This window comes from Streptomyces cinereospinus (assembly GCF_042430725.1).
Taxonomy (GTDB): Bacteria; Actinomycetota; Actinomycetes; order Streptomycetales; family Streptomycetaceae; genus Streptomyces; species Streptomyces cinereospinus.
In genome coordinates this window covers 48940-68803 of sequence record NZ_JBHMCY010000006.1, presented here as the reverse complement: position 1 = coordinate 68803, position 19864 = coordinate 48940, and the positions used below count along the sequence as shown (strand labels likewise).

At 73.6% G+C, this 19864-nt stretch carries 19 protein-coding genes, 3 tRNA genes and 2 pseudogenes; 13 read left to right on the top strand and 11 right to left on the bottom strand.

The window, feature by feature from the left end; genetic code table 11:
* Positions 1 to 209: 209 nt before the first annotated feature.
* From ACFF45_RS04750 to ACFF45_RS04740, 3 genes are all read left to right on the top strand, one after another.
* Positions 210 to 572, top strand: a complete 363-nt coding sequence (locus ACFF45_RS04750) for a DUF8844 domain-containing protein (RefSeq protein ID WP_381342260.1) — start codon at positions 210 to 212, stop codon at positions 570 to 572.
* Entirely contained in the window at positions 569 to 1288 is a 720-nt protein-coding gene (locus tag ACFF45_RS04745; protein ID WP_381342258.1) for a bifunctional DNA primase/polymerase, read from the top strand. Before ACFF45_RS04750 ends, ACFF45_RS04745 begins: the two co-directional genes overlap by 4 nt.
* Positions 1279 to 1352, top strand: a tRNA-Lys gene (locus ACFF45_RS04740). Before ACFF45_RS04745 ends, ACFF45_RS04740 begins: the two co-directional genes overlap by 10 nt.
* Before the next feature lie 88 nt (positions 1353 to 1440).
* Here the strand turns inward: ACFF45_RS04740 and ACFF45_RS04735 are convergent.
* Positions 1441 to 2784 (bottom strand): M6 family metalloprotease domain-containing protein, encoded by a 1344-nt coding sequence (locus tag ACFF45_RS04735; RefSeq protein WP_381342255.1) that lies wholly within the window; start codon positions 2782 to 2784, stop codon positions 1441 to 1443.
* Between the two features lie 339 nt (positions 2785 to 3123).
* On the opposite strand from ACFF45_RS04735, the gene ACFF45_RS04730 reads away from it, so the two are divergent.
* Entirely contained in the window at positions 3124 to 4959 is a 1836-nt protein-coding gene (locus ACFF45_RS04730) for a putative bifunctional diguanylate cyclase/phosphodiesterase (protein ID WP_381342252.1), read from the top strand.
* Here the strand turns inward: ACFF45_RS04730 and ACFF45_RS04725 are convergent.
* Positions 4938 to 6053 (bottom strand): LLM class flavin-dependent oxidoreductase, encoded by a 1116-nt coding sequence (locus ACFF45_RS04725; protein WP_381342250.1) that lies wholly within the window; start codon positions 6051 to 6053, stop codon positions 4938 to 4940. The genes ACFF45_RS04730 and ACFF45_RS04725 overlap by 22 nt on opposite strands.
* Before the next feature lie 121 nt (positions 6054 to 6174).
* Entirely contained in the window at positions 6175 to 6906 is a 732-nt protein-coding gene (locus ACFF45_RS04720; protein ID WP_381342247.1) for a maleate cis-trans isomerase family protein, read from the bottom strand.
* Between the two features lie 403 nt (positions 6907 to 7309).
* On the opposite strand from ACFF45_RS04720, the pseudogene ACFF45_RS04715 reads away from it, so the two are divergent.
* From ACFF45_RS04715 to ACFF45_RS04685, 7 genes and pseudogenes are all read left to right on the top strand, one after another.
* Positions 7310 to 7695 (top strand): annotated as a pseudogene (locus ACFF45_RS04715) (D-2-hydroxyacid dehydrogenase); the annotation flags it as partial.
* Positions 7696 to 8018: 323 nt separating this feature from the next.
* Positions 8019 to 8918 carry an ectoine/hydroxyectoine ABC transporter substrate-binding protein EhuB gene (gene ehuB, locus ACFF45_RS04710; protein WP_381342244.1) on the top strand — a complete coding sequence of 300 codons (900 nt, stop codon included), beginning with the start codon at positions 8019 to 8021 and terminating at the stop codon, positions 8916 to 8918.
* Positions 8915 to 9562 carry an ectoine/hydroxyectoine ABC transporter permease subunit EhuC gene (ehuC, locus tag ACFF45_RS04705; protein WP_381342241.1) on the top strand — a complete coding sequence of 216 codons (648 nt, stop codon included), beginning with the start codon at positions 8915 to 8917 and terminating at the stop codon, positions 9560 to 9562. Before ehuB ends, ehuC begins: the two co-directional genes overlap by 4 nt.
* Complete coding sequence (ehuD, locus tag ACFF45_RS04700) at positions 9559 to 10209, top strand: ectoine/hydroxyectoine ABC transporter permease subunit EhuD (RefSeq protein WP_381342238.1); 651 nt, start codon at positions 9559 to 9561, stop codon at positions 10207 to 10209. Before ehuC ends, ehuD begins: the two co-directional genes overlap by 4 nt.
* A gap of 1 nt (position 10210) precedes the next feature.
* Complete coding sequence (ehuA, locus tag ACFF45_RS04695) at positions 10211 to 10984, top strand: ectoine/hydroxyectoine ABC transporter ATP-binding protein EhuA (RefSeq protein WP_381342461.1); 774 nt, start codon at positions 10211 to 10213, stop codon at positions 10982 to 10984.
* Positions 10985 to 11187: 203 nt separating this feature from the next.
* A complete protein-coding gene (locus ACFF45_RS04690) occupies positions 11188 to 11952 on the top strand; it encodes an IclR family transcriptional regulator (protein ID WP_381342236.1) in 765 nt (254 codons plus the stop codon).
* Between the two features lie 129 nt (positions 11953 to 12081).
* Positions 12082 to 12158, top strand: a tRNA-Lys gene (locus ACFF45_RS04685).
* Between the two features lie 52 nt (positions 12159 to 12210).
* Here ACFF45_RS04685 and ACFF45_RS04680 read toward each other — a convergent pair.
* The 3 genes from ACFF45_RS04680 to ACFF45_RS04670 all read right to left on the bottom strand — a co-directional run bounded on the left by ACFF45_RS04680 (position 12211) and on the right by ACFF45_RS04670 (position 15331).
* The gene (locus tag ACFF45_RS04680; RefSeq protein ID WP_381342233.1) at positions 12211 to 12816 is read right to left on the bottom strand and encodes a lytic polysaccharide monooxygenase auxiliary activity family 9 protein; all 606 of its coding nucleotides are present in this window, start codon (positions 12814 to 12816) and stop codon (positions 12211 to 12213) included.
* A gap of 99 nt (positions 12817 to 12915) precedes the next feature.
* A complete protein-coding gene (locus ACFF45_RS04675; RefSeq protein ID WP_381342231.1) occupies positions 12916 to 14046 on the bottom strand; it encodes an SPFH domain-containing protein in 1131 nt (376 codons plus the stop codon).
* A 226-nt stretch (positions 14047 to 14272) separates the two neighbouring features.
* Positions 14273 to 15331 carry a peptidoglycan-binding protein gene (locus ACFF45_RS04670; RefSeq protein ID WP_381342228.1) on the bottom strand — a complete coding sequence of 353 codons (1059 nt, stop codon included), beginning with the start codon at positions 15329 to 15331 and terminating at the stop codon, positions 14273 to 14275.
* A 207-nt stretch (positions 15332 to 15538) separates the two neighbouring features.
* Between ACFF45_RS04670 and ACFF45_RS04665 the strand changes: the two genes are divergently transcribed.
* Both ACFF45_RS04665 and ACFF45_RS04660 read left to right on the top strand, forming a co-directional pair.
* A tRNA-Lys gene (locus tag ACFF45_RS04665) sits at positions 15539 to 15612 on the top strand.
* Positions 15613 to 15701: 89 nt separating this feature from the next.
* Entirely contained in the window at positions 15702 to 16403 is a 702-nt protein-coding gene (locus tag ACFF45_RS04660) for a FadR/GntR family transcriptional regulator (RefSeq protein ID WP_381342226.1), read from the top strand.
* 291 nt (positions 16404 to 16694) lie between these two features.
* Here ACFF45_RS04660 and ACFF45_RS04655 read toward each other — a convergent pair whose 3' ends face one another.
* The 5 genes and pseudogenes from ACFF45_RS04655 to ACFF45_RS04635 form a co-directional block, all read right to left on the bottom strand.
* Positions 16695 to 17360 (bottom strand): class F sortase, encoded by a 666-nt coding sequence (locus tag ACFF45_RS04655; RefSeq protein WP_381342223.1) that lies wholly within the window; start codon positions 17358 to 17360, stop codon positions 16695 to 16697.
* Between the two features lie 5 nt (positions 17361 to 17365).
* On the bottom strand, positions 17366 to 18322 hold the full coding sequence (locus ACFF45_RS04650) for a hypothetical protein (RefSeq protein WP_381342221.1): 957 nt from the start codon (positions 18320 to 18322) through the stop codon (positions 17366 to 17368).
* A gap of 162 nt (positions 18323 to 18484) precedes the next feature.
* Positions 18485 to 18661 (bottom strand): annotated as a pseudogene (locus tag ACFF45_RS04645) (HAD hydrolase-like protein); the annotation flags it as partial.
* 146 nt (positions 18662 to 18807) lie between these two features.
* The gene (locus tag ACFF45_RS04640; RefSeq protein ID WP_381342218.1) at positions 18808 to 18999 is read right to left on the bottom strand and encodes a DUF397 domain-containing protein; all 192 of its coding nucleotides are present in this window, start codon (positions 18997 to 18999) and stop codon (positions 18808 to 18810) included.
* A gap of 6 nt (positions 19000 to 19005) precedes the next feature.
* The gene (locus ACFF45_RS04635) at positions 19006 to 19860 is read right to left on the bottom strand and encodes a helix-turn-helix domain-containing protein (protein ID WP_381342215.1); all 855 of its coding nucleotides are present in this window, start codon (positions 19858 to 19860) and stop codon (positions 19006 to 19008) included.
* Positions 19861 to 19864 lie beyond the last annotated feature (4 nt).

The following is a 19864-nucleotide window of genomic DNA, read 5'->3' as shown; positions in this document are numbered from 1 at the left end:
GGTCCTCACCCACCTGAACGAGCACCGCGCGCGGTGGCCCGCGTGAGCGGCACCACACCGCCCCGGGCCGACTCCACCGCCCGCCCGCGGGAGGCGGCCGGTGAGTGCGGGGTGGTCCCGGGCCCCCTTGCGCGGGCGCGAGAGAATTGAGGGTGGCCCCGTCCTGTGCGGGCGGTGCCGTCGGAACAGTACGAGGAGGAGATGAGGACATGGCGGAGCCCACGCCGCGCAGGAACGAGCCGCGGCTACGCCCCGCGCCCCTGCTCTTCGAGCCCGCGGAAGCGGCCTCCGATCCGGAGCACTTCTTCGATCTGGAGTCGATCGACGACCCCCGGACGCTGCTGGCCCGGGCCACGGAGCTGACGCAGGCCTTCCGGGCGGCGGCGGACCGGGCGGTGGAGTTCCAGGCCATGGCGGCGGCGCAGCTCGCCGATCCGCGCCGGTTCGACCGGCTGACGGCCGCGGACATCGCCGAGCGGGCCGAGTGGACCGAGGACTACGCCAAGAAGATGGTGGAGTTCGGCCGGGATCTGCTGCGCGGGGTCGACGCGCGGGGGCCGGACCCCGTGTGAGCCGTCCGGCGGCCGCACCCGCCCTCCCGGCATATGCCAGCCGGGCAAGGTACCCCCTGACGCCTTTTTCTGTCCCGGTTTTCGGCAACCCACGGAAACGGAGCGGGCACGCACGGTACCTGTGGACCATGAGCAGCAGCACACTGACCTCGGACGGCGCCGCCTGGCTCGCCTCGGCAGGAACGTATCCGCGCAGCACCCTCGCCTTCTGGGAGGAGCGCCCGGACGCCCCCGTGGTGCTGCCCTGCGGTTCCGCCTTCGACGTCGTCAGCGCGCCCGCGATCTTCGGGCGCCGGATGCTGGACCGGCTCTGGTCGGACGGCCCGGGCTCGGGCCCGGTGGCGGTGTTCCGGGGCCGGCTGCTGCTGTTCGCCGCGCCGGGCACGGCCCAGCGGCTGCCCTCGCTGCTGGGGTGGGAGGAGTGGGAGGCCACGGGCCCGGACGCGGGGCCCCGGGGGCGTACGGCCGCCGTCCCGCCCCTGCTCTGCCACGGCACCGGCGACGCGGTGACCGTCCCGGCCCCGGCCGCCACGGAGCCGGCCGGGGCCTCAGGCTCCCGCTGGCTGGTCGCCCCCGACACCCGCCGGCCCTGGCTGCCGGGCCCGGAGATGCTGCTCTGGGCGGCCGTCCGGGCGGCCCGCTCGGCCGTGCGGATATCGATTTTTCCTCCCGTCGACCAGGGTGCTAATGTCTACGACGTCAGCAGGCGCCGCTAGCTCAGTTGGTTAGAGCAGCTGACTCTTAATCAGCGGGTCCGGGGTTCGAGTCCCTGGCGGCGCACGACACCGAAGAGGCCCCTCGCGGAAGCGAGGGGCCTCTTCGTGTGTGCGGAACAGCCGCGAGGCGGGCGTCCGCCAGTGCCGCGGCACTAGCCGTTCCCGATCTTCACGGTCCAGGCCCCCGAGGCCGTGCGCCCCTCCACCTCCACCCGCACCCCGCTCCCCGGCACGGTGAAGCTCTCCCCCAGCGCCACCGGCGCGTCCGCGAGCGGCGGGTACACCGAGCCCTCCCAGCACGCCTCCGTGTCCGGGTGGGCGTCGATCACCTGGACCGGGCCGCCGCCGGACTCGGCGCCGGCGTGGACGCGGTAGACCAGGACGCCCTGCCGGCAGCTCCCGTGATCGTTGCCGATCGGGCCGCGCGCCTCGAAGGCGAGGACGCTGTCGGCCCCCGTGCGCACCACCGCCAGCTTGGTCCCGCGGCCGAGCCCGAAGGCCGGGGCGCCGGCCGCGGCGCTCGCCTGCCGCCCGGGCCCGGCCCCGAGCGGCTCCAGCGTCAGCCGTACGGGCCGCTCACCCCGCACGCAGACCACCTGCCGCGGCTCCAGCCAGCCCAGCTTCCACTTGTGCCAGCCGAAGAGGTCCGGGGCGAGTCCGAACTGGCTGCCCATCAGGTCCCAGTCACCCACATGGGTGTCCCAGTCACCCTTGCCGTCCACCGGGCGGTGGTAGAGGTCGGGCAGGTCGAAGACATGGCCGGTCTCGTGGGCGAGGACGAGCCGGTCCGGCGGGTGGTTCTCGAAGACCGTGACGATCCGGCGGATGTCGGTGCCGTCGGCGCGCAGCGGGGTGTCGAGGTTGACCACCTTGGTGGCGTCCGAGTCGACGCCGGGCGCGTGCGGGTCGGCGACGAAGTAGACGATGTCGTAGCGCGAGAAGTCGACCTGGTCGTCGGTGACGGCGAGCGCGTCGCGCAGGTAGGCCGCCCGGTGCGGGGCGGTCCAGTCGCGCTGTATGGCGTACGCCGTGGAGGGCCGCGGCATGCGGATCCAGTGCCGCAGCGGGTGCGGGCGGAGCCGGAACGTGCCGTAGGAAGCGTGTTCGAAGTAGCGGCTGGTGGCCGGGAAGTGGTCGGCGGCCAGTTCGGCCGGGGTGGTCGGCGGACGGGAGTCCGGGAAGGACAGGAAGACCATCACCGCGTCCAGCGAGCCGGCCGGCCGCGGATAGGCGGCGTTCCAGGTGTCCAGCCCCTCGGAGTGGTGGGCCTGGGTGCGGGCGAGGGCGCACGGCGCGGCCGCGAACGGCTCGGCGACCGAGGGGCAGGTGATCAGGGAGGTGGCCGCCAGCGCCGACAGGATGGTGAACACGGCCGCGGTGCTGCGCAGTCGGGGGCGGGCGGCGACACGGCCGAGCCCCTTGCAGGCCTCGCGGGTGCGTTCCCCCAGGAGCGGCTGGCGCGGCACATGGACCTCCGGATGCGGTTGGCGGGACACCGCATCCAGATTGTGTGAATTTATTGTTGTATGCCCTGTTTGCCTGCACCGGACGAGTGAGGTTCCCCGACAGGCCGGACCGGGTCACCGAACCGGTCGACACCCCCGTATCGCTCACGGTCCGTCACAACCGGCCGGAAGACGGGGGAACCGGGCCTCAGGCGGGCAGAAACGATGTGGCAGGAGGGCGGGTCGTTCCGCGCGTGGTCCGCGACACTGGACAGTGGGCTGCGAGCGCCAGGGGCGGCCCTCTATGATCGGCACACTTTCCTGAACCCTTTCCTGCCCGGACAGAGATCGAGCAGATCGAGCAGATCGAGTGCACTGCGGGAGCGAGCGGTGAGCGGAACGTCCGAAGGGCCGACGCCCGCGGCAGACCTCATCGGGCCGGCCGTCACAGACAGTAATCAACAGGCGTCGCGAGGTACCGGGGCCGACGCCTCCGACTCCTATCGAGCGGCCTTCGCCGCTGCTCCCCTCGCGATGGCGGTCGTCGACCGCGAGGGCCTGGTGGTCAGCGCCAACGCGGCGCTGGCCGACCTGCTCGGCGCCGGCCCCGGCGAGCTGACCGGCCGGGTCGCCGCCGACCTGGTCGACCTGGCCTCCGACGCCCGCTCCTGGCACGCGTACCGCGAGGTGCTGCGCGGGCGGGAGGTCAAGCTGCGGTGCAGCCGGCGGCTGAAGCATCCCGACGGGCACAGCGTCTGGGTGCAGGTCACCGTCGCCCCGCTGCCCGACGGCGCGGACGGCGCGCTGCTGGCCGCCGCCGACATCAGCGCCCGGCGGGAACTCCAGGGCAGACTGCGGCACTTGCAGATGCACGACCCGGTGACCCGGCTGCCCAACCGGACCCTGTTCTTCGAGCGCCTCTCGGCCGCCCTGGAGGTCGAGTCGTACGAGCGCGGCGGCACCGGCCGGATCGGGCTGTGCTACCTGGACCTGGACGGCTTCAAGGCGGTCAACGACACCCTCGGCCACCGGATCGGCGACCGGCTGCTCGCGGCCGTGGCCGAGCGGCTGGGCCGCTGCGCGGACCAGGCCGGGGACGGCCGGGCAAGCGCGCCGCTGGTGGCCCGGCTGGGCGGCGACGAGTTCGCCCTGCTGGTGGAGGGCTCCACCGGCACCGAGCAACTCGCCGATCTGGCCGAGTCGGTGCTGACGGCCCTGCAGGAGCCGTTCGACCTGGCCGGTCAGCGGCTGTCGCTGTCGGCCTCGATCGGGGTCGTCGAACGGCAGGCCGCCGGCACCACCGCCACCGGTCTGATGCAGGCCGCGGACACCACGCTGTACTGGGCGAAGGCGGACGGCAAGTCCCGCTGGACGCTGTTCGACCCCGAGCGCAACGCGCACCGCATGACCCGCCAGGCGCTCGCCTCCACGCTCCGCCCGGCCATCGACCGGGGCGAGTTCGTCCTGGAGTACCAGCCGCTGGTCGGCATGGCGGACGGACGGCTCAGCGGGGTCGAGGCGCTGGTCCGCTGGAACCACCCGCAGTTCGGCATGCTGACGCCGAATCGGTTCATCGCACTGGCGGAGGAGGACGGCGCGATCGTCCCGCTCGGCCGCTGGGTCCTCGCCACCGCCTGCCGGCAGGCCCGCCGCTGGCAGCTGGAACGCCCCGACGAGCCGCCCCTGTTCGTCTCCGTCAACGTGGCCGTGCGCCAGGTCTGGGACTCCGACCTGGTCGCGGACGTCGCCGGGATCCTCACCGAGACGGGCCTGGCCCCGCACCTGCTCCAGCTGGAGCTGACCGAGTCCGCGGTGATGGGCTCCGCGGGCCGCCCGTTGCAGGCGTTGCAGGCGCTCAGCGAGATGGGCGTCCGCATCGCCATCGACGACTTCGGCACCGGTTACTCCAACCTCGCCTACCTCAGCCGGCTGCCGGTGTCGGTGCTCAAGCTGGACGGGTCCTTCGTGCGGGGCTTCCAGTACGAGGACACGGGCGCCCATCCCAGTCCGGCCGACGAGGTCATCGTGGAGGCGATGATCGAGCTGGCGCACCGGCTGGGGCTGACCGTCACCGCGGAGTGCGTCGAGACCTCGGCGCAGGCCGGCCGGCTGCGCCGGATCGGGTGCGACACCGGACAGGGGTGGCTGTACTCCCGTCCGGTGCCGCCGGACCGCATCGCCCAGTTGCTCAGCAGCCCGTTCGGTCAGGCGGTCGGCAACGCGTAGGCGTCGGCGAGGAGTTCGTAGGAGCGCAGGCGCACCTCGCCGCTGTGGGCGTTGGCCGTGATCATCAACTCGTCGGCGCCGGTGCGCTTGTGCAGGTCGTCCAGGCCCGCGCGGACCTCGTCCGGGGTGCCGTGCACGACGTTGGCGTTCCAGGAGGTGACGAACTCCTCCTCCATCGGGCTGAACGCGTACGCCTCCGCCTCCTCCGGTGTGGGCACGAGCCCCGGGCGTCCGGTGCGCAGCCGGATCATGCTGAGCGCGGCGGCGCGGACCTGGCGCCGGGCCTCCTTCTCGTCGTCGGTGGCGAGCGCGGAGACGCCGATGAGGGCGTAGGGCGCGGCGAGCACGCCGGACGGCCGGAAGGACTCCCGGTAGAGGTCGAGGGCGGGGACGGTGTTCTGCGCGGAGAAGTGGTGCGCGAACGCGAAGGGCAGGCCGAGCAGGCCGGCCAGCCGGGCGCTGAAGCCGGAGGAGCCGAGCAGCCAGACCGGCGGGCGGTGCGGGGACTGCACGCCGCCGGGCGAGGTGGCCTGCACGGGGCCGGGGACCGCGTGGACACGGCGGTAGGGGTGGCCGTCGGGGAAGTCGTCGTCGAGGAACCGGGTCAGCTCGGCGAGCTGCTCGGGGAAGTCGTCGGCGCCCTCGTTCAGCCGGTCGGTGCGGCGCAGGGCGGCCGCGGTGGCGCCGTCGGTGCCGGGGGCGCGGCCCAGGCCCAGGTCGATCCGGCCCGGGGCCATCGCCTCCAGGGTGCCGAACTGCTCGGCGATCACCAGCGGGGCGTGGTTGGGCAGCATCACGCCGCCCGAGCCGAGGCGGATGCGGTCGGTGCGGGCGGCGAGGTGGGCGAGGATCACGGCCGGGGACGAGGAGGCGACACCGGGCATGGAGTGGTGCTCGGCGACCCAGTACCGGTGGAAGCCGCGGGCCTCCGCCAGCCGGGCCAGGGCGACGCCGGTGCGCAGGGCGTCGGTGGCGGTGCGGCCCGCGCCGACGGTGACCAGGTCCAGTACGGACAGGGGGACGGGTGCGGTGCCGTGTGCGGTGCCGCGGATCTCGTCGGGCGCGGCGTGCTCGTCGTGCGCGTCGGCGGGCAAGGGATGCCTCCTGGTCTCGGGCCGTGCGGTGTCCTCCGGCCGCTAACAGGAGACGGTCCCCGTTTATTCCCCGGGGGGCGACGGCGGTGGCGGCGCCCGGTGTGCCCGCCCGGCCCCCGGCTCACACCTGCACGAGGGGCTCCCGGGTGAACAGGGCGCCCAGTTCCGGCGCGTTCACCCGGCGGTCCGCCAGCCGCAGCGCCTCCCAGACCGTGACCTGGTTGGCGGTGAGGACCGGTTTGCCGAGTTCCTCCTCCAGGGCCGTGATGTGGGCGGCCGTGTGCAGGGCCGTGTCCGGCAGGAGGACCGCCTGCGCGTCGGGCGTGTCGGCCGTGCGGGCCAGCGCGAGGACCTCCGCCTCGCCCCAGGTGCCGACCTCGGCCGCCGCGCCGGTCCCGGAGCTGCGGACGGCGGTCACCTCGACCCCGGCCGCCGCGAGGAAGTCCACGAAGAGCCCGGCCACGTCATCGGGGTAGGTCGCGCCGACCGCGACCCGCCGCAGGCCGAGCTCCCGGACCGCGTGCACGAAGGCGAAGGAGGTCGAGGACGCCGGCATGCCGGCGGTGTGGGCCAGGGTGCGCACCTGCTCGTGGGCGCCCTCCCAGCCGTGCACGAAGCTGCCGCTGGTGCATGCCCACACCACGGCGTCGGCACCGGCGTGCCGCAGCTCCTGCACGCCGGCCGCCAGGCGCTGCGGGGCGCCCAGTTCGCGCAGCGCGTCCAGCTTGCGGGCGTCCTCGCCGACGTCGGTGTGCACCAGGTCCACCCGGATGTCGCTGCCCAGAAGCTGCTCGATGCGCGGATAGTCGTCCTCGGCGGAGTGGCCCGGGTAGAGGAATCCCAGTGCTGTCATGTCCAGCCTTCCTGCTGCTCTTCGTCCGGCACTACGGCACCGGGGGCGGCCCCCCGGCGGTACGGGGCCGGCGCGCGCCGCCGGATCGACCGGCGCCCGGCCCCACCGCACGGGTACCCCGTCGGCGCGGCGCCGCCCACATCGTCAGGCGGTTGGCCGAGACCGCCGGGGTGCGCCGCGGCGTCCGGGGCGGGCACCGGCCGCTCGCCGGGGGTCCGGCGGGTGACGGAACAGGCCCGGGCCCGTGCCCGTTTCCGACGACGGCGGGTTCGGGTGCGAGCGTGGTCCCTCCGCCCGGATCACCCCTGGTCACCCGCGGTCACACCCGTCGGCACCGCGTCACCGGCCGGCCCCGCGTCCGGCTGGAGGAACGGCAGCCCATGACCACCCCGCCCCGCTCGTCCTGGAGCCGAACCGCCTCCCCGGGCCGGGCCGCCTCCCCGGCCGCGCCCGGATCGAGCACACGGACGCCGCGGCGCTCGCCGGGCGGCTGCCGCACGCCGACGCGTGCCGCCCGTGCGGGACTTGGCCTCGCGGGCGGTGCGCGAGGCGTGGCCGGGGGGCGGGCCGCGGCCGCGCCGGGTGCACACCGCCGGCGCGGGCGTGGACCATCTGATGTGTCCGGAGCCGGCCGCGTCCGGCACCGTGGTGACCGACGCGCGGGGCGTCGTCGACCAGCCCGTCGCCGAGTACGTCGCCGGTCTCGTCCCGGCGATGGCCAAGGACCTGCCGCGGACGCCGGAGTCGCAGCGGGAGCGGACCTGGCGGCACCGGGACGCGCAGAGGGTGCCCGCACGGGAGCGGCGACACGGTCGGCCGGCGGGACGAACCCGCCGCCCAGTGCGTGCAGACGTACGGCCTCCGGGAGGCGGGGCGGCCGCTGCCGAATGTGGCCGGCAAGCGGCGCGGAGACGTGCCCGGGCACTGACGGTGACCGGCGCGGCCGTCCGGGGCCGGGCCGGCGGCGGCGCGGTCAAGGGCGCCCGGCCGCCGGGCCCGTGAGTCGTGCGGGGCTGGAGAAGACCGGCATACCTCGCGTGCGGTCGGGTAGCCGCGCGCCCATGGCTCCACCACGCAGAAGCCCCACCGGAAACACCGACCACATAGACCACATGTCCGCACCCGCCCGCGCGCACCTGCCCGGGCCCACCCGCCGGTCGCTGCTCGCGGGGGTCGCGGCGCTCGGCACGCTGGGCGCCGCCGGCTGCAGCCGCGTGGCCACCGCGTCGGACACGAGCGGGGGTGACCTCCTGGACCGGCTGCGGTCCGCCGGTGTCGTACGCCTGGGCATCGCGGGTGAGGTCCCCTTCGGGTACATCGACAGGAACGGCGAACTGACCGGTGAGGCGCCCGAACTGGCCGAGGCGGTCTTCCGGCGGCTCGGGGTGGACCGGGTGCAGCCGGTGCCGACCGAGTTCGGCTCGCTCATCCCGGGCCTGAACTCCCAGCAGTTCGACGTCGTGGCGGCCGGGATGTACGTCACCCCGGAACGCTGCGAACAGGTCATCTTCGCCGACCCCGACTACCAGATGCCCGACGCGTTCGTCGTGCCCAAGGGCAATCCGATGGGGCTGCGCGACTACGAGGACGCCCTCGCCAAGCGGGCCCGGATCGCCACCGGGACCGGCTACGCCCAGATCGAGCACGCCGTCGAGGCCGGGTACCGGCGCGACGACCTCCTCATCGTCCCCGACCAGGTCGCCGGGCTGAACGCCGTGGAGGCCGGCCGGGTCGACTTCTTCACCGCCACCGCGGTCACCTCCCGCCTGGTCGTGCGGACCTCCCGCACCACCGAGGCGACCGCGGCGTTCACCCCGGTCGTCGGCGGCAGGCCGCGGCTCGCCGGGGGCGCCTTCGCGTTCCGGCCGACCGAGACGAGGCTGCGGGACGCCTTCAACGAGGAGCTGCACCGGCTCAAGAGGAGCGGCGAGGTCTTCCGGATCCTCAGCCGGTTCGGCTTCACCCGGACCGAGATGACCGAGCTGACCGCTGAGGAGCTGTGCGGCGGATGACCTCGGGACTCTGGGAACTGGTGCTCACCGGCACCTGGACCACCGTCCAGCTGCTGGCGCTCAGCGCGCTGCTGGCCGCGGTCGTGTCCTTCGCCGTCGGCGTCGCCCGCACCCACCGGCTGTGGATCGTGCGGTTCGCCGCGGGCCTCTACACGGAGGTGTTCCGCGGCACCTCGGCACTGGTGGTGATCTTCTGGGTGTTCTTCGTGCTGCCGCCCGCGTTCGGCTGGCAGCTGGTGCCGCTGTGGGCGGGCACCCTGGCCCTGGGGCTGACCTACGGGGCGTACGGCTCGGAGATCGTGCGCGGTGCGCTGAACGCCGTCGACCCGGCGCAGCGTGAGGGCGGGATCGCGCTCGGCTTCACGCCGTGGCAGCGGCTGCGGCTGATCCTGCTGCCGCAGGCCGTGCCGGAGATGATCCCGCCGTTCTCCAACCTGCTGGTCGAACTGCTCAAGGGCACCGCCCTGGTGTCGGTCATGGGCATGAGCGACCTGGCGTTCAGCGGCAACCTGGTGCGGCTCGCCCTCCAGGAGAGCGCGGAGATCTACACGTACGTGCTGATCGTCTACTTCCTGATCGCGTTCCTGCTCACCCGCCTGATGCGCGGTCTGGAGCACCGGCTGAAGGCGGGGGTGGCCCGATGACCTGGGACTGGGGAGCGGTCGGCGCCTTCATGCCGCAGTTCTGGGACGGCCTGCTCGTCACCGTGCAGGCACTGCTGCTGGGGTCGCTGATCTCGTTCGCGCTGGGGCTGGTGTGGGCGCTGCTGATGCGCACGCCGAGCCGCTGGGTGCGCTGGCCGGTCGGGGCGTTCACGGAGTTCGTGCGGAACACGCCGCTGCTGGTGCAGCTGTTCTTCCTCTTCTACGTGCTGCCCGAGTGGGGTCTGACCTTCTCCGCGCTGACCACCGGCGTCTTCGCGACCGGCCTGCACTACTCGACGTACACCATGCAGGTCTACCGGGCCGGCATCGAGGCGGTGCCGGCCGGGCAGTGGGAGGCCGCGACGGCGCTGAGCCTGCCCACGGTCCGCACCTGGCAGGCGGTGATCCTGCCGCAGGCGGTCCGCCGGGTGGTGCCGGCGCTCGGCAACTACGTGATCTCGATGCTGAAGGACACGCCGTTGCTCATGGCGATCACCGTGCTGGACATGCTCGGCCAGGCGCGGCTCTTCTCCCAGGAGCACTTCCGGTTCACCGAGCCCCTCACCGTGATCGGCGTGGCCTTCGTCCTCGTCTCGTACCTGGCCTCCGTACTTCTGCGCACCCTGGAGCGACGTCTTGTCCGCTGAGATCAGCAAGCAGCCCGCCGACCGCCTCCAGGCCGGTCCCGCCCCGCTGGTCCGCCTGGAGCGGGTGACCAAGCGGTTCGGGGACCAGACGGTCCTCGACCACCTCGACTTCTCCGTCGAGGCCGGGCGGCACGTCACCCTGATCGGGCCGTCGGGGTCGGGCAAGACCACGATCCTGCGGCTGCTGATGACCCTGCTCAAGCCCGACGAGGGCACGATCACCGTGGCCGGGGACCGGCTCTTCCCGGCGCCGGAGAGGCAGATCCGCGAGGTCCGCAAGAAGATCGGGATGGTGTTCCAGCAGTTCAACCTGTTCCCGAACATGACCGTGCTGCGCAACGTCACCGAGGCGCCGGTCACCGTGCTCGGCCTGTCCAGGGACGAGGCGGAGGCGCGCGCCCGTGAGCTGCTGGACCTGGTGGGGCTCGCCGACAAGTGCGACGCGCGGCCGTCGCAGCTGTCGGGCGGGCAGCAGCAGCGGGTGGCGATCGCGCGGGCGCTGGCGATGCGGCCGCGGGTGCTGCTGCTCGACGAGGTGACCTCGGCGCTCGACCCGGAGCTGGTCGCGGGCGTGCTGGACGTGCTGCGGGACATCGCGCGCAGCACCGACATCACCATGCTCTGCGTGACCCACGAGATGAATTTCGCCCGGGACATCTCCGACCAGGTGCTGATGTTCGACTCCGGGCGGGTGATCGAGTCGGGCCCGCCGGAGCAGATCTTCGGCGACGCCGAGCACGAGCGGACCCGGGAGTTCCTGAGCGCGGTGCTGTGATTCCCCCGCTCCGTCACACCGCGCGTCGGACGGTCACGCAGGTCGCAGCGGCGGATCGTTCCGGTGGCACATGCCAGCTGGTCGAGCCGCTGCCGCGAGGGTCGCCATCTCGTCAACTGCCGCTCACTACCGGCCTCTTGCCCGTTATCGTGGACGGCGAGAGCAGGACCAGGACGGGAAGCGAGCAAGCGCAGGGGGACACCGTGGCGCTGAAGCACGAGCCGGCCGCGCCGTACCACTCGGCCCAGGACGCGCTGCGCGTCCTGGAGACGGTGGCGCGGCACTCCACCGGCGTCACCGTCACCGAGCTGACCCGCCACACCGGCCTCGGCGCGGAGCGGCTGACCGCGCTCCTGCGGATGCTGCGCCGCGAGGGGTACGTCGAGCAGGTCGCCGACGGGGCATACGTCACCGGCGTCACGCTGGCCCGCCTCGGTTCCGCGCACCACCGCGACCAGGCCCTGCGCGAGCAGCTCCAGCGCACCCTGGACCGGCTGCGGGACTCGGTCGGCGCGGCCGTCTACATCAGCCGGTACCTCGACGGCGAGGTCCGGGTCACCCAGTACGCGGCCGGTCCGGCCACCCCGGCGGTCAACGAGTGGGTCGACTTCCGCTACTCCGCGCACGCCACGGCGGTCGGCAAGAGCCTGCTCGGCCAGCTCGACCACAACGGCCGCCGCGACCACCTCTCCCGGCACAAGATGGCCCGCCTGACCTCGCGCACGATCACCAGCGACAAGGTGCTGCTCTCCCGCCTGGAGGCGCAGCCGCCCACGGTGCCGGTGCTCGACCTCCAGGAGTACGCGGTCGGCACGGTCTGCGCGGCCGTCCCGATCACCGCCGGCTCCTCGGTGGGCTGCCTGGCGCTGTCCCTGCCGGTCCAGCACGCCCACCGGCTGCGCCGGGCGGCGGACACCCTGAACCGCGGCGCGACCCCGGTACTGCTCTCCCTGGCGATCCAGGACTGAGGGCGGGACCGGGGATCCGGGGCCGGCCCCGGACGGCTCGGGCCGGGCCGCGCGTGGTCATGAGCACCCCCGCGGACCGGGTAGTATTTTCCACGTCGCCGACCGCGGAACGCGGACGGCGGGAGTCACGCGCCGCTAGCTCAGTTGGTTAGAGCAGCTGACTCTTAATCAGCGGGTCCGGGGTTCGAGTCCCTGGCGGCGCACCAGCAAGGAGCCCCTCGCCATCGGCGTGGGGCTCCTGCGCGTTCCGGTGCGCGCTCAGAACGTGACGTCCGAGCAGGCGTAGAACGCGTTGGCCGTGTCGGCGACCGTCCACACCGCGACGATGACATGCCGGCCGCTGAGCCCGGACGGCAGGGTGCCGCTGTGCGAGAGGGTCTGCGGCGGGCGCTGGCCGCCGTAGGGCACCGTGAGGAACGGGGTCAGGTTGAGGTCCGAGCGGGCCAGGTTGTGGTTCTGGTTCCAGCCCGGCCTGGTGACGTAGTACGTGAAGTCGGTCGTGGCGTGCATCGCCGTGAACTGCCAGCGGAAGGTGTAGCTCTGGCCGCCGTTGACCCTGGTGGCCGGCCAGGCACCGCCCGACGGCGTCCTCGGGGCGTCGAGCTGGGCGAACGGCGTGTTGTTGCCGGAGCAGATCCGCCCGTCGGCGGGTCCGGAGGAGGGGAAGCCCTTCGGGCCCTCGACGCTCTGCGGCTCCCACTGGACGGAGCCGCAGTTGGCCACCGTGCCGTTCTGGCACAGCTTCTGCCGGCTGACGGGCAGATCGGTGTAGCCGTGGCCGCTGGCCCCGCCGGAGGAGAGCACGAGGGCACCGGTGGTCGCCAGGCCCACCATCGCCGCGGATATCTTGGTCTGTTTGCGCATACTGCCGCTCCTGGGGAACGTCGTGGGGGAGATTCAGCGAGCTTGCAGGTCTAGACCAAGTCTGAGCGTATGGCCGTTAGTTGAACATGTCCATACCAATCACGGACCTGTTTCCGCCCGCCCCGCGCAGAACGCCACCGTCAGGTCCTTCACCAGCGCCTTGCGTTCGCCGTCGTCCAGCGCCACCAGCCCGCGCATGGTCAGCCGGGTCACCGTGTCCTCGACCGAGTCCACCACCGAGGTCAGCACGCCGGCCCGGTGCCGGGCGTCCAGCGCGGCGATCCGGCGGCGGTGCATCGCGGCCGCCACCTCGGGGGCGTACTCCACCCGCACCGGCCGCACCGAGAACACCTGGAGCCCCACCGGTGTCACGTCCGCCGCCACCAGCCGGGTCAGCGCGTCGGCCGCCGCGTCCACCGCGGGCTTCGCCGCGCCCGGCATCTCCACCGGCACCCGGGCCAGCGCCGCCTCCACGCACACCCGCAGGTACGCCTCGTGGTCCTCGACCGTCAGCACCGCCCGCGCGGTGTCCCGCACCCGCCACACCACGAGCACCACCACCCGCAGCGCGACCCCACTGCCGTCGGCCGCCGGCATCGGCTCACTGCGCCAGTGCCGCAGCCGTACGTCGACCCGGCGGCGCGGCAGCAGCGGGTTGACCCACACCAGACCGGTGCGCCGGACGGTCCCCCGGTAACGGCCGAACAGCCCGAGCACCCAGGCCCGCCCGGCCCGCCCCCGCGCCAGCCCGCCGAACCCGAGCAGCCCCAGCGCCCCGGCCCCGGCGTACGCCGCCCACTGCGCCGGACCGAGCCCGGCCCCCGGGTGCGCGGGCAGCCCCAGCGCCCCGGACAGCACCGGCGGCAGCGTGCCCGCCCACCAGGAGGTGACCGCGCACCCGGCCGCCCCGGCGGCACCGGCGAGCACCCCCGTCGCCGCGGGCAGCACCGGCGCGGGCCGCTCCGCCAGGGCGGGGTCGACGTCGGGCACCGGGCGGGCCCGCGAGGGAACGGGGCGGCGCAGCCGGGGCTGCTCACCGGTGCCCAGTCTGCGGTTCACCACGGCGGGCCGCAGCTGCCCGGACACCGGGTCGGGGTCGTCGCGGAAGAGCAGGTCGACGGGGATCTCGGTGGTCGCCTCGGTGTGGATCAGCCGGGTGGGCCGGGCCGGAGGCGGCGGGTTCTGCTCGGCTCCCCCGGAGTCGGGTGCCTGGGGAGTGGTCATGGTCATGCGTGTCTCCAGCCTCCGCGCCAGATGAGTCGTACGGGGAACCAGGTCGTACGAGGGACAGCTCGTACCGGGGAGCAGGTCGTACGGGGAGCAGGTCGTACGGGGAGCAGGTCGTACGGGGAGCAGGTCGTACGGGGAGCAGGTCGTGCGGGGAACAGGTCGTGCGGGGGAACCGGCGGCGGGCGAACCGGCGGCCGCGGAGACCGGCGGTGCGGGAAACCGGCGGTCAGGAGAAGAGGCGACGCCAGGTCTCCGGTCCCGGGTGGCCGTCCGCGGCGCCGCCCCGCCAGCCCTGGGCGCGCTGGAAGGCCTCGACGCCCCGCCGGTCCGCCTCGCCCCAGCGCGGGCCGGGCCCGTTCGGGTAGTGCGCGCCGAACCCCTTCTTCACGAGCTGCCCGCCGAGCCGGGTGACGTACGGGTTCGCCGCGCCGGGCCGGAACATCACCCGCCCCGGGTAACCGGGCACCCCGTGTGAGGCGGGCGTCCCGGCGGGCGGAGCCGTGGACGCAGAGGGTGCCGCCGGTGAGGTCGTGGGCGGAGTCGTGGGCGAGGGCTCCACCACGCCGTTGTGGCGGTAGGGGACGTACCGGCCGGAGTCCGTCCAGTAGGCGTACGGGGTGGTCTGCCGGCGGGCGTGCGGGCGGGTCAGCTCGTAGGCGGCGTAGTGCGTGCGGGCGGCGTCGGTCCAGCCGCCGAAGAGGACGACGTGCGAGCCGTACTGCGGGTCGTCGGGGTTGTGGAACAGCAGGATGTCGCCCGGCTGGAGCTCCGCCTTGGTGATCCGGGTGCCGAAGGCGGGGAGGGAGCCGGTCCATTCGTTCTCCGGCAGGCTCCAGGCCATCGAGACGAAGCCCGAGCAGTCCTGCCGGTAACCGTCCGTCCAGTAGGAGGTCATGCCGTGCGGCACCCGTGCGTCGACCCATGCCTGGGCGCGTCCGACGATCTCCGCGCGGGTGGTCGCGGGCGCCTTCCCCGCGTCCGACGGCCTGGCCGGCGTCCCGGCCGGACCGTGCAGCGGAGCCTTGCCGCCCTGGGGCGACTGAGGCTCGTCACCTGCGGGAACGCCGGGCCGGTGGGGGGCGTGGACGGCGGCGACGGCGGGTGCCGGGTGGGCGGCGCCCAGCGCCGCGGAGGTCACGGCGGCCAGGGCGAGGACGCGCCGGGCGGCGCGGCGGGCGGAGGGGCGGTGGGAGGCGGAGGGCGGGAGTACGCGGCGCCGGCGGGCGCATCCGGGGCAGTCGCAGTCGCTCGCGGGATCGATTTCCTCGAAGACCGGGGTTTCCATGCGATTCCCCTCACACTCCTGGTGGGAAGTTCCGGACCAGTGCACGTTGATCAGTTTCACAACTGTCGTTCCGGCGCGCATGTTGACGGTCCGAATGATGTACGGCCCCCGACCGGCCCCGGAGCGGCCCCCGGCCGGCCCCGGCGGAACCCGCGGCGGTGGTCGGGAGCACCCTCGGAGGTCATGTAGGGTTAACGACGTCACCAGGCGCCGCTAGCTCAGTTGGTTAGAGCAGCTGACTCTTAATCAGCGGGTCCGGGGTTCGAGTCCCTGGCGGCGCACGACACCGAAAGGCCCCTCACGGCAGTGAGGGGCCTTTCGCGTGGACGGAGGAGGGTCCTCCCCGGTTATGGCCGGTTACCCTCTGGCCATGGCAGCGCGTGACCTCCAGGAGAGGATCAAGAAGCTCATCGTCGACCGACGGCTGGCCTCCGGGGCACCGCTGCCGACCGAGCCGGAGCTGATGGAGTTCCTCGGCGCGAGCCGGAACTCGGTCCGGGAGGCGCTGAAGGCGCTCCAGGCGGTGGGGATCGTCGAGATACGCCACGGCTTCGGCACCTACGTCGGCCGGATGTCCCTCGCCCCGATGATCGAGGGCCTCGCCTTCCGCACGGTCGCCGGGCACTCCCGGGGCGAGGACAGCCTGCTGCAGTTGCTGCGGCTGCGCGAGGCGCTGGAGACGGGCCTGGTCTCCCGGCTCGCGGGGCGGCTCCCGGAACGGGACCTCGCCGAGCTGGCGGCCCTGGTGGACCGGATGGAGCAGCGGGCCGCGCAGGGCGCCCCCCTCGCCGACACCGACCGGGCCTTTCACGCCACCCTGTACCGAGGGCTGGGCAACCCCCTGCTGGGCGAGGTGCTGGAGGCGTTCTGGGACGCCTTCCACCGGGTGAGCAGGGACCTCGTCGAGGTACCGCAGGACCGGCGGATCACCGTCCGGCAGCACCGGGAGATCCTGGACGCGGTGCGCTCCGGCGACGCGGTCCGCGCCGAGCAGGCCATCGGGGACCACTTCCGCCACCTTCGGACCCGTCTGTCGTCACGCACCGACCGACGTCACCTCGCGTCCGAATGAGCCCACAGCGGGTGAACACCCCGCGTCCCCTCTTGTGATCACGCGGAGCGGCGTAGAACCCCGGTGCCAAAGGCTGCGGATACCCGCCCATCGGGGTGGGACAGGACCGGTTGCCGGTGCGGCGGGGAGGGGGCCCGTCGACCAGGCGATGCCGAGGGGCGCCGGGCGACGGATGCGCGCGTGGAGGGACCGGCAGACACGCGGTGCCGCACCGTCCGCCGGCCCGGCCGCCGTCACCGCCGCGTACGCCGCGTCGCGTCACGAGGTCGCCATCGGGCCCGGCCGGGGCCGTCACCGGCCGGTGCCGGTGAGGTAGGCCGAGACCACCACGTTCGCCGTGTAGCTGTGGCTGGCGCGGTCGAAGGTGCCGCCGCAGGTGATCAGCCGCAGCTCGGCCCGCCCCGACTGCCGTACGCCGTAGGCCTGCCGGGCGTCGAAGCGGTCGCGGCTGAGGACTCTGACGTCGTCCACGGTGAACTCGGCGACCGTGCCGTCGTCCCGGACGACCCGGACCGTCTGGCCGGGGCGCAGGGCGCTGAGCTTGTAGAAGACGGCGGGGCGGGTCTCGGTGTCGACGTGGCCCACCATCACCGCGGTGCCGGCCGCGCCCGGCTCGGCGCCCGCCGCGTACCAGCCGACGACGTCCGGCTGGTCGTACGGCGGTGGGTCGACCGCGCCCTGCGCGTCGAGCCCGCGGGCCACGACCGGTGCCCGGACGCCGAGGCCGGGGATGTCCAGGCGCTCGGGCGGCGCGCCGGTCAGCGGCAGGGCGGCGGGCGGCAGGCCGGCGGTGGGCGGACGGCCCGCCGCCGCCATGTCGCCGGTGGCGGGCACGGACCCGCCGTGGTCCGCGTCGGTCACCTCCCGGCCCCACAGCCACAGGCCGAGCAGCAGCACCGCCCAGGCCACGCCCGTGACGAGCCGCCCGGTCCCGGTGGCGCGTTCCCGGTCGGTCATGGCCGTCAACCCGTCCGGCGGCTCCGGCGGCCGCCGAGCACCAGGACGGCGATGCCGGAGGTGGCGGCCAGGACCAGCCCGGTGATCGCGTGCGCCGCGTTGGGGCCGGTGGAGCGGGCGTCCACCGCGGCGAGGCCCGCGGTGCCGCCGCCGCCCGCCTTGACGGGGGCGACCGGGGAGGCGAACCCGGAGGGCGGGGCGAAGGCCGAGGGGTTCGCCGCGTCGGGCGCGGGCGGGACGGGTTCACCCGGCGGGAAGGCGGCGGAGAAGTCCTCCGGGTCCGCGGGGTCCGCCGCGTCGGGCACCGCCGGGGGGAGATCACCGGACGGGAGCTCACCGGGCGGGAGGTCGAGGGCCGGCGGGTCGGCCGCGTCGGGCACGGCCTCGGGGGCCGCCTCGGGGACCTGCTCCGCCGGGAGGGCGAGGGCGGGCGGGTCGGCCTCGTCGGGCACGGCCTCGGGGACGTCCTCCGGGACGACCTCGGAGATGCCGTCGGGGGCGTCCGCGGGGATGTCCTCGGACGGGAGGGCGTAGGCAGAGGGAGGCGCCGCGTCCGGCGCCGCCGGGGTGACCTCCCGCGACGGGTCCGCCGCGGCGGCCCTCACCCGGGCCACGGCGGGGCCGGCGAGCGTGAGGGGTGCGGTGACCGACCGGGGTCCGTCCCCGTCCTCGCAGGTGACCGTGACCGCGTAGCGCTGCCGCGGCGGGAGCGTGGAGCGGATGCGGGTCTCGCCGGTGAGCGTGCCGTCCGAGCCGCTGAGCCGGGCGTCGGTGACGAACGCGGCCGACGCGGCGGCGCCGGTGCGGCCCGTGCAGCCGGTCACCCGGAGCCTGACGTCGCTGCCGGGCACCGGCGTGGCCGGACTGACCCGCACACCGCCGTCCGCCGCGTGGGCCGCCGGGGTGAGGGTGGCGGTGGCGGCCAGGACGCCTGTACAGAGAGTGAGTCGCAGGGAACTCATCGTGAACCTCCAGACACCTGGAGACTCCCCCGCACGCCCCGCCCCCGCATCCTCAGCGGGGGCGGGACTACTCCGTCCGGGTGGGGTTCGGCCCCGTTCCGCGCCCGGTCCGGTGAACGGCGGGCCCTGCCCGGTGAACGACGGGCCCTAGCTACTACAGGGCTAGATGCGGTCCACCAGGTCCGCGATCGAGTCGACGATCTTCGACGGGCGGTAGGGGAAGTCCTCGACCTGCTCGGGCCGGGTCAGGCCGGTCAGCACCAGGAAGGTCTGCATGCCGGCCTCCATGCCCGCCAGCACGTCGGTGTCCATCCGGTCGCCGATCATCGCGCTGCTCTCCCGCGAGCGGGATGAACCCGACGCCCTGTCGCACTTCCGCGAGACGTTCCTGTCGCCGGTTCGGGAGAGCGTCTCCACGGAGGCTCGGGCAGAAGTCGAGGCCGGGCGGCAGTGGAGCAAGGCCGCGGGGCCTCTCCTTGTGGTCCTCACCCCGGCAGCCTGACCTCCATCGCGAACGTCACGAAGGCCGTCCAGGACGACGGCGGGAAGGCCAGGGTTCCGCCGTCGCGGTCCTTCGTGTCTCGGATCAGAACCCTCGCCGGGTCGCTGTCGGCCACCTCGACGCAGCTATCGGACTTCGTGTAAGTGCTGGTCCGCCAGTTCGGTTCCATGGTCATCGTCTCCTAGTCGGTCGGCATCCGGTCAAAGTGCTGAATCGCAGTGAAGATGAGGTCTCGAACGGCGGTCCCGTAGACCGCTGACTGCTGGAGCAGCGCGAACGCTTTGGCGTACAGCTCGATCTCGCGAGGCTGCGTGACCGAGAACTCGGCGGAGTACGTCTCCACGAGGACGAGCTTGTCATCGAACATCGAGAAGGAATTTCCGGGCCAGATGCGCATGGGGGCAGACCGCGGCACGATGCCGAGGCTCAACCGAGCGAGCCGCATCACCGCCAACAGACGGTCGAGCTGCCCCTTCATCACCTCCGCTCCGCCGAAGTTGGTGTACAGCGCTTGCTCGGCGAGCAGTACGTTGAAGATCCTTTCGCCCTGGTACAGGTACTGCTGACGCTCAAGCCGCTTGGCTGTGGCGGCTTCGGTGTCGTCGGGAATTTCGTAGTAGTCGCGGACCTGCTTGAAGGTCTCAGCCGCGTACTCGGCAGTCTGGAGCGTCCCCCAGATGAGCGTCGGGTGCCAGATCCGGAAGACCTTGGTCTTCGAGTAGACCGGCAGGGCTGCCTTCTGCCTCTTCTCTGCGCCGGTCGCCAGTTGCCGGCGCCACTCAAGCCACAGCTCGTCGATATGACGCACCGTAGCGATCAGGTCGTCCACCTGGTCGTCGCGGTTGGTTCTGCTGCACCAGGTGCGGATGTCGTGCTCGCTCGCGTTCTGCTTCCCGTTCTCGATCCGGGAAACCTTGGACTCCGCCCACCCTGTAGCCAGCGCGAATGCCCGGCCGCTCTCGAACCCCGCATCCTTGCGGAATCCGCGAAGCCGGGCACCCAGCGCCTCTCGTGCTTCTTGTGCCTGTGTGCTCACTGAA

Bases quoted from the DNA above. Each gene is read 5' to 3' on its own strand.
- ACFF45_RS04750 (WP_381342260.1), top strand. From the start codon at position 210: ATGGCGGAGCCCACGCCGCGCAGGAACGAGCCGCGGCTACGCCCCGCG.
- ACFF45_RS04720 (WP_381342247.1), bottom strand. From the start codon at position 6,906: ATGACAGCACTGGGATTCCTCTACCCGGGCCACTCCGCCGAGGACGAC.
- ehuB (WP_381342244.1), top strand. From the start codon at position 8,019: ATGTCCGCACCCGCCCGCGCGCACCTGCCCGGGCCCACCCGCCGGTCG.
- ehuC (WP_381342241.1), top strand. From the start codon at position 8,915: ATGACCTCGGGACTCTGGGAACTGGTGCTCACCGGCACCTGGACCACC.
- ehuD (WP_381342238.1), top strand. From the start codon at position 9,559: ATGACCTGGGACTGGGGAGCGGTCGGCGCCTTCATGCCGCAGTTCTGG.
- ACFF45_RS04680 (WP_381342233.1), bottom strand. From the start codon at position 12,816: ATGCGCAAACAGACCAAGATATCCGCGGCGATGGTGGGCCTGGCGACC.
- ACFF45_RS04675 (WP_381342231.1), bottom strand. From the start codon at position 14,046: ATGACCATGACCACTCCCCAGGCACCCGACTCCGGGGGAGCCGAGCAG.
- ACFF45_RS04670 (WP_381342228.1), bottom strand. From the start codon at position 15,331: ATGGAAACCCCGGTCTTCGAGGAAATCGATCCCGCGAGCGACTGCGAC.
- ACFF45_RS04660 (WP_381342226.1), top strand. From the start codon at position 15,702: ATGGCAGCGCGTGACCTCCAGGAGAGGATCAAGAAGCTCATCGTCGAC.
- ACFF45_RS04655 (WP_381342223.1), bottom strand. From the start codon at position 17,360: ATGACCGACCGGGAACGCGCCACCGGGACCGGGCGGCTCGTCACGGGC.
- ACFF45_RS04650 (WP_381342221.1), bottom strand. From the start codon at position 18,322: ATGAGTTCCCTGCGACTCACTCTCTGTACAGGCGTCCTGGCCGCCACC.
- ACFF45_RS04640 (WP_381342218.1), bottom strand. From the start codon at position 18,999: ATGACCATGGAACCGAACTGGCGGACCAGCACTTACACGAAGTCCGAT.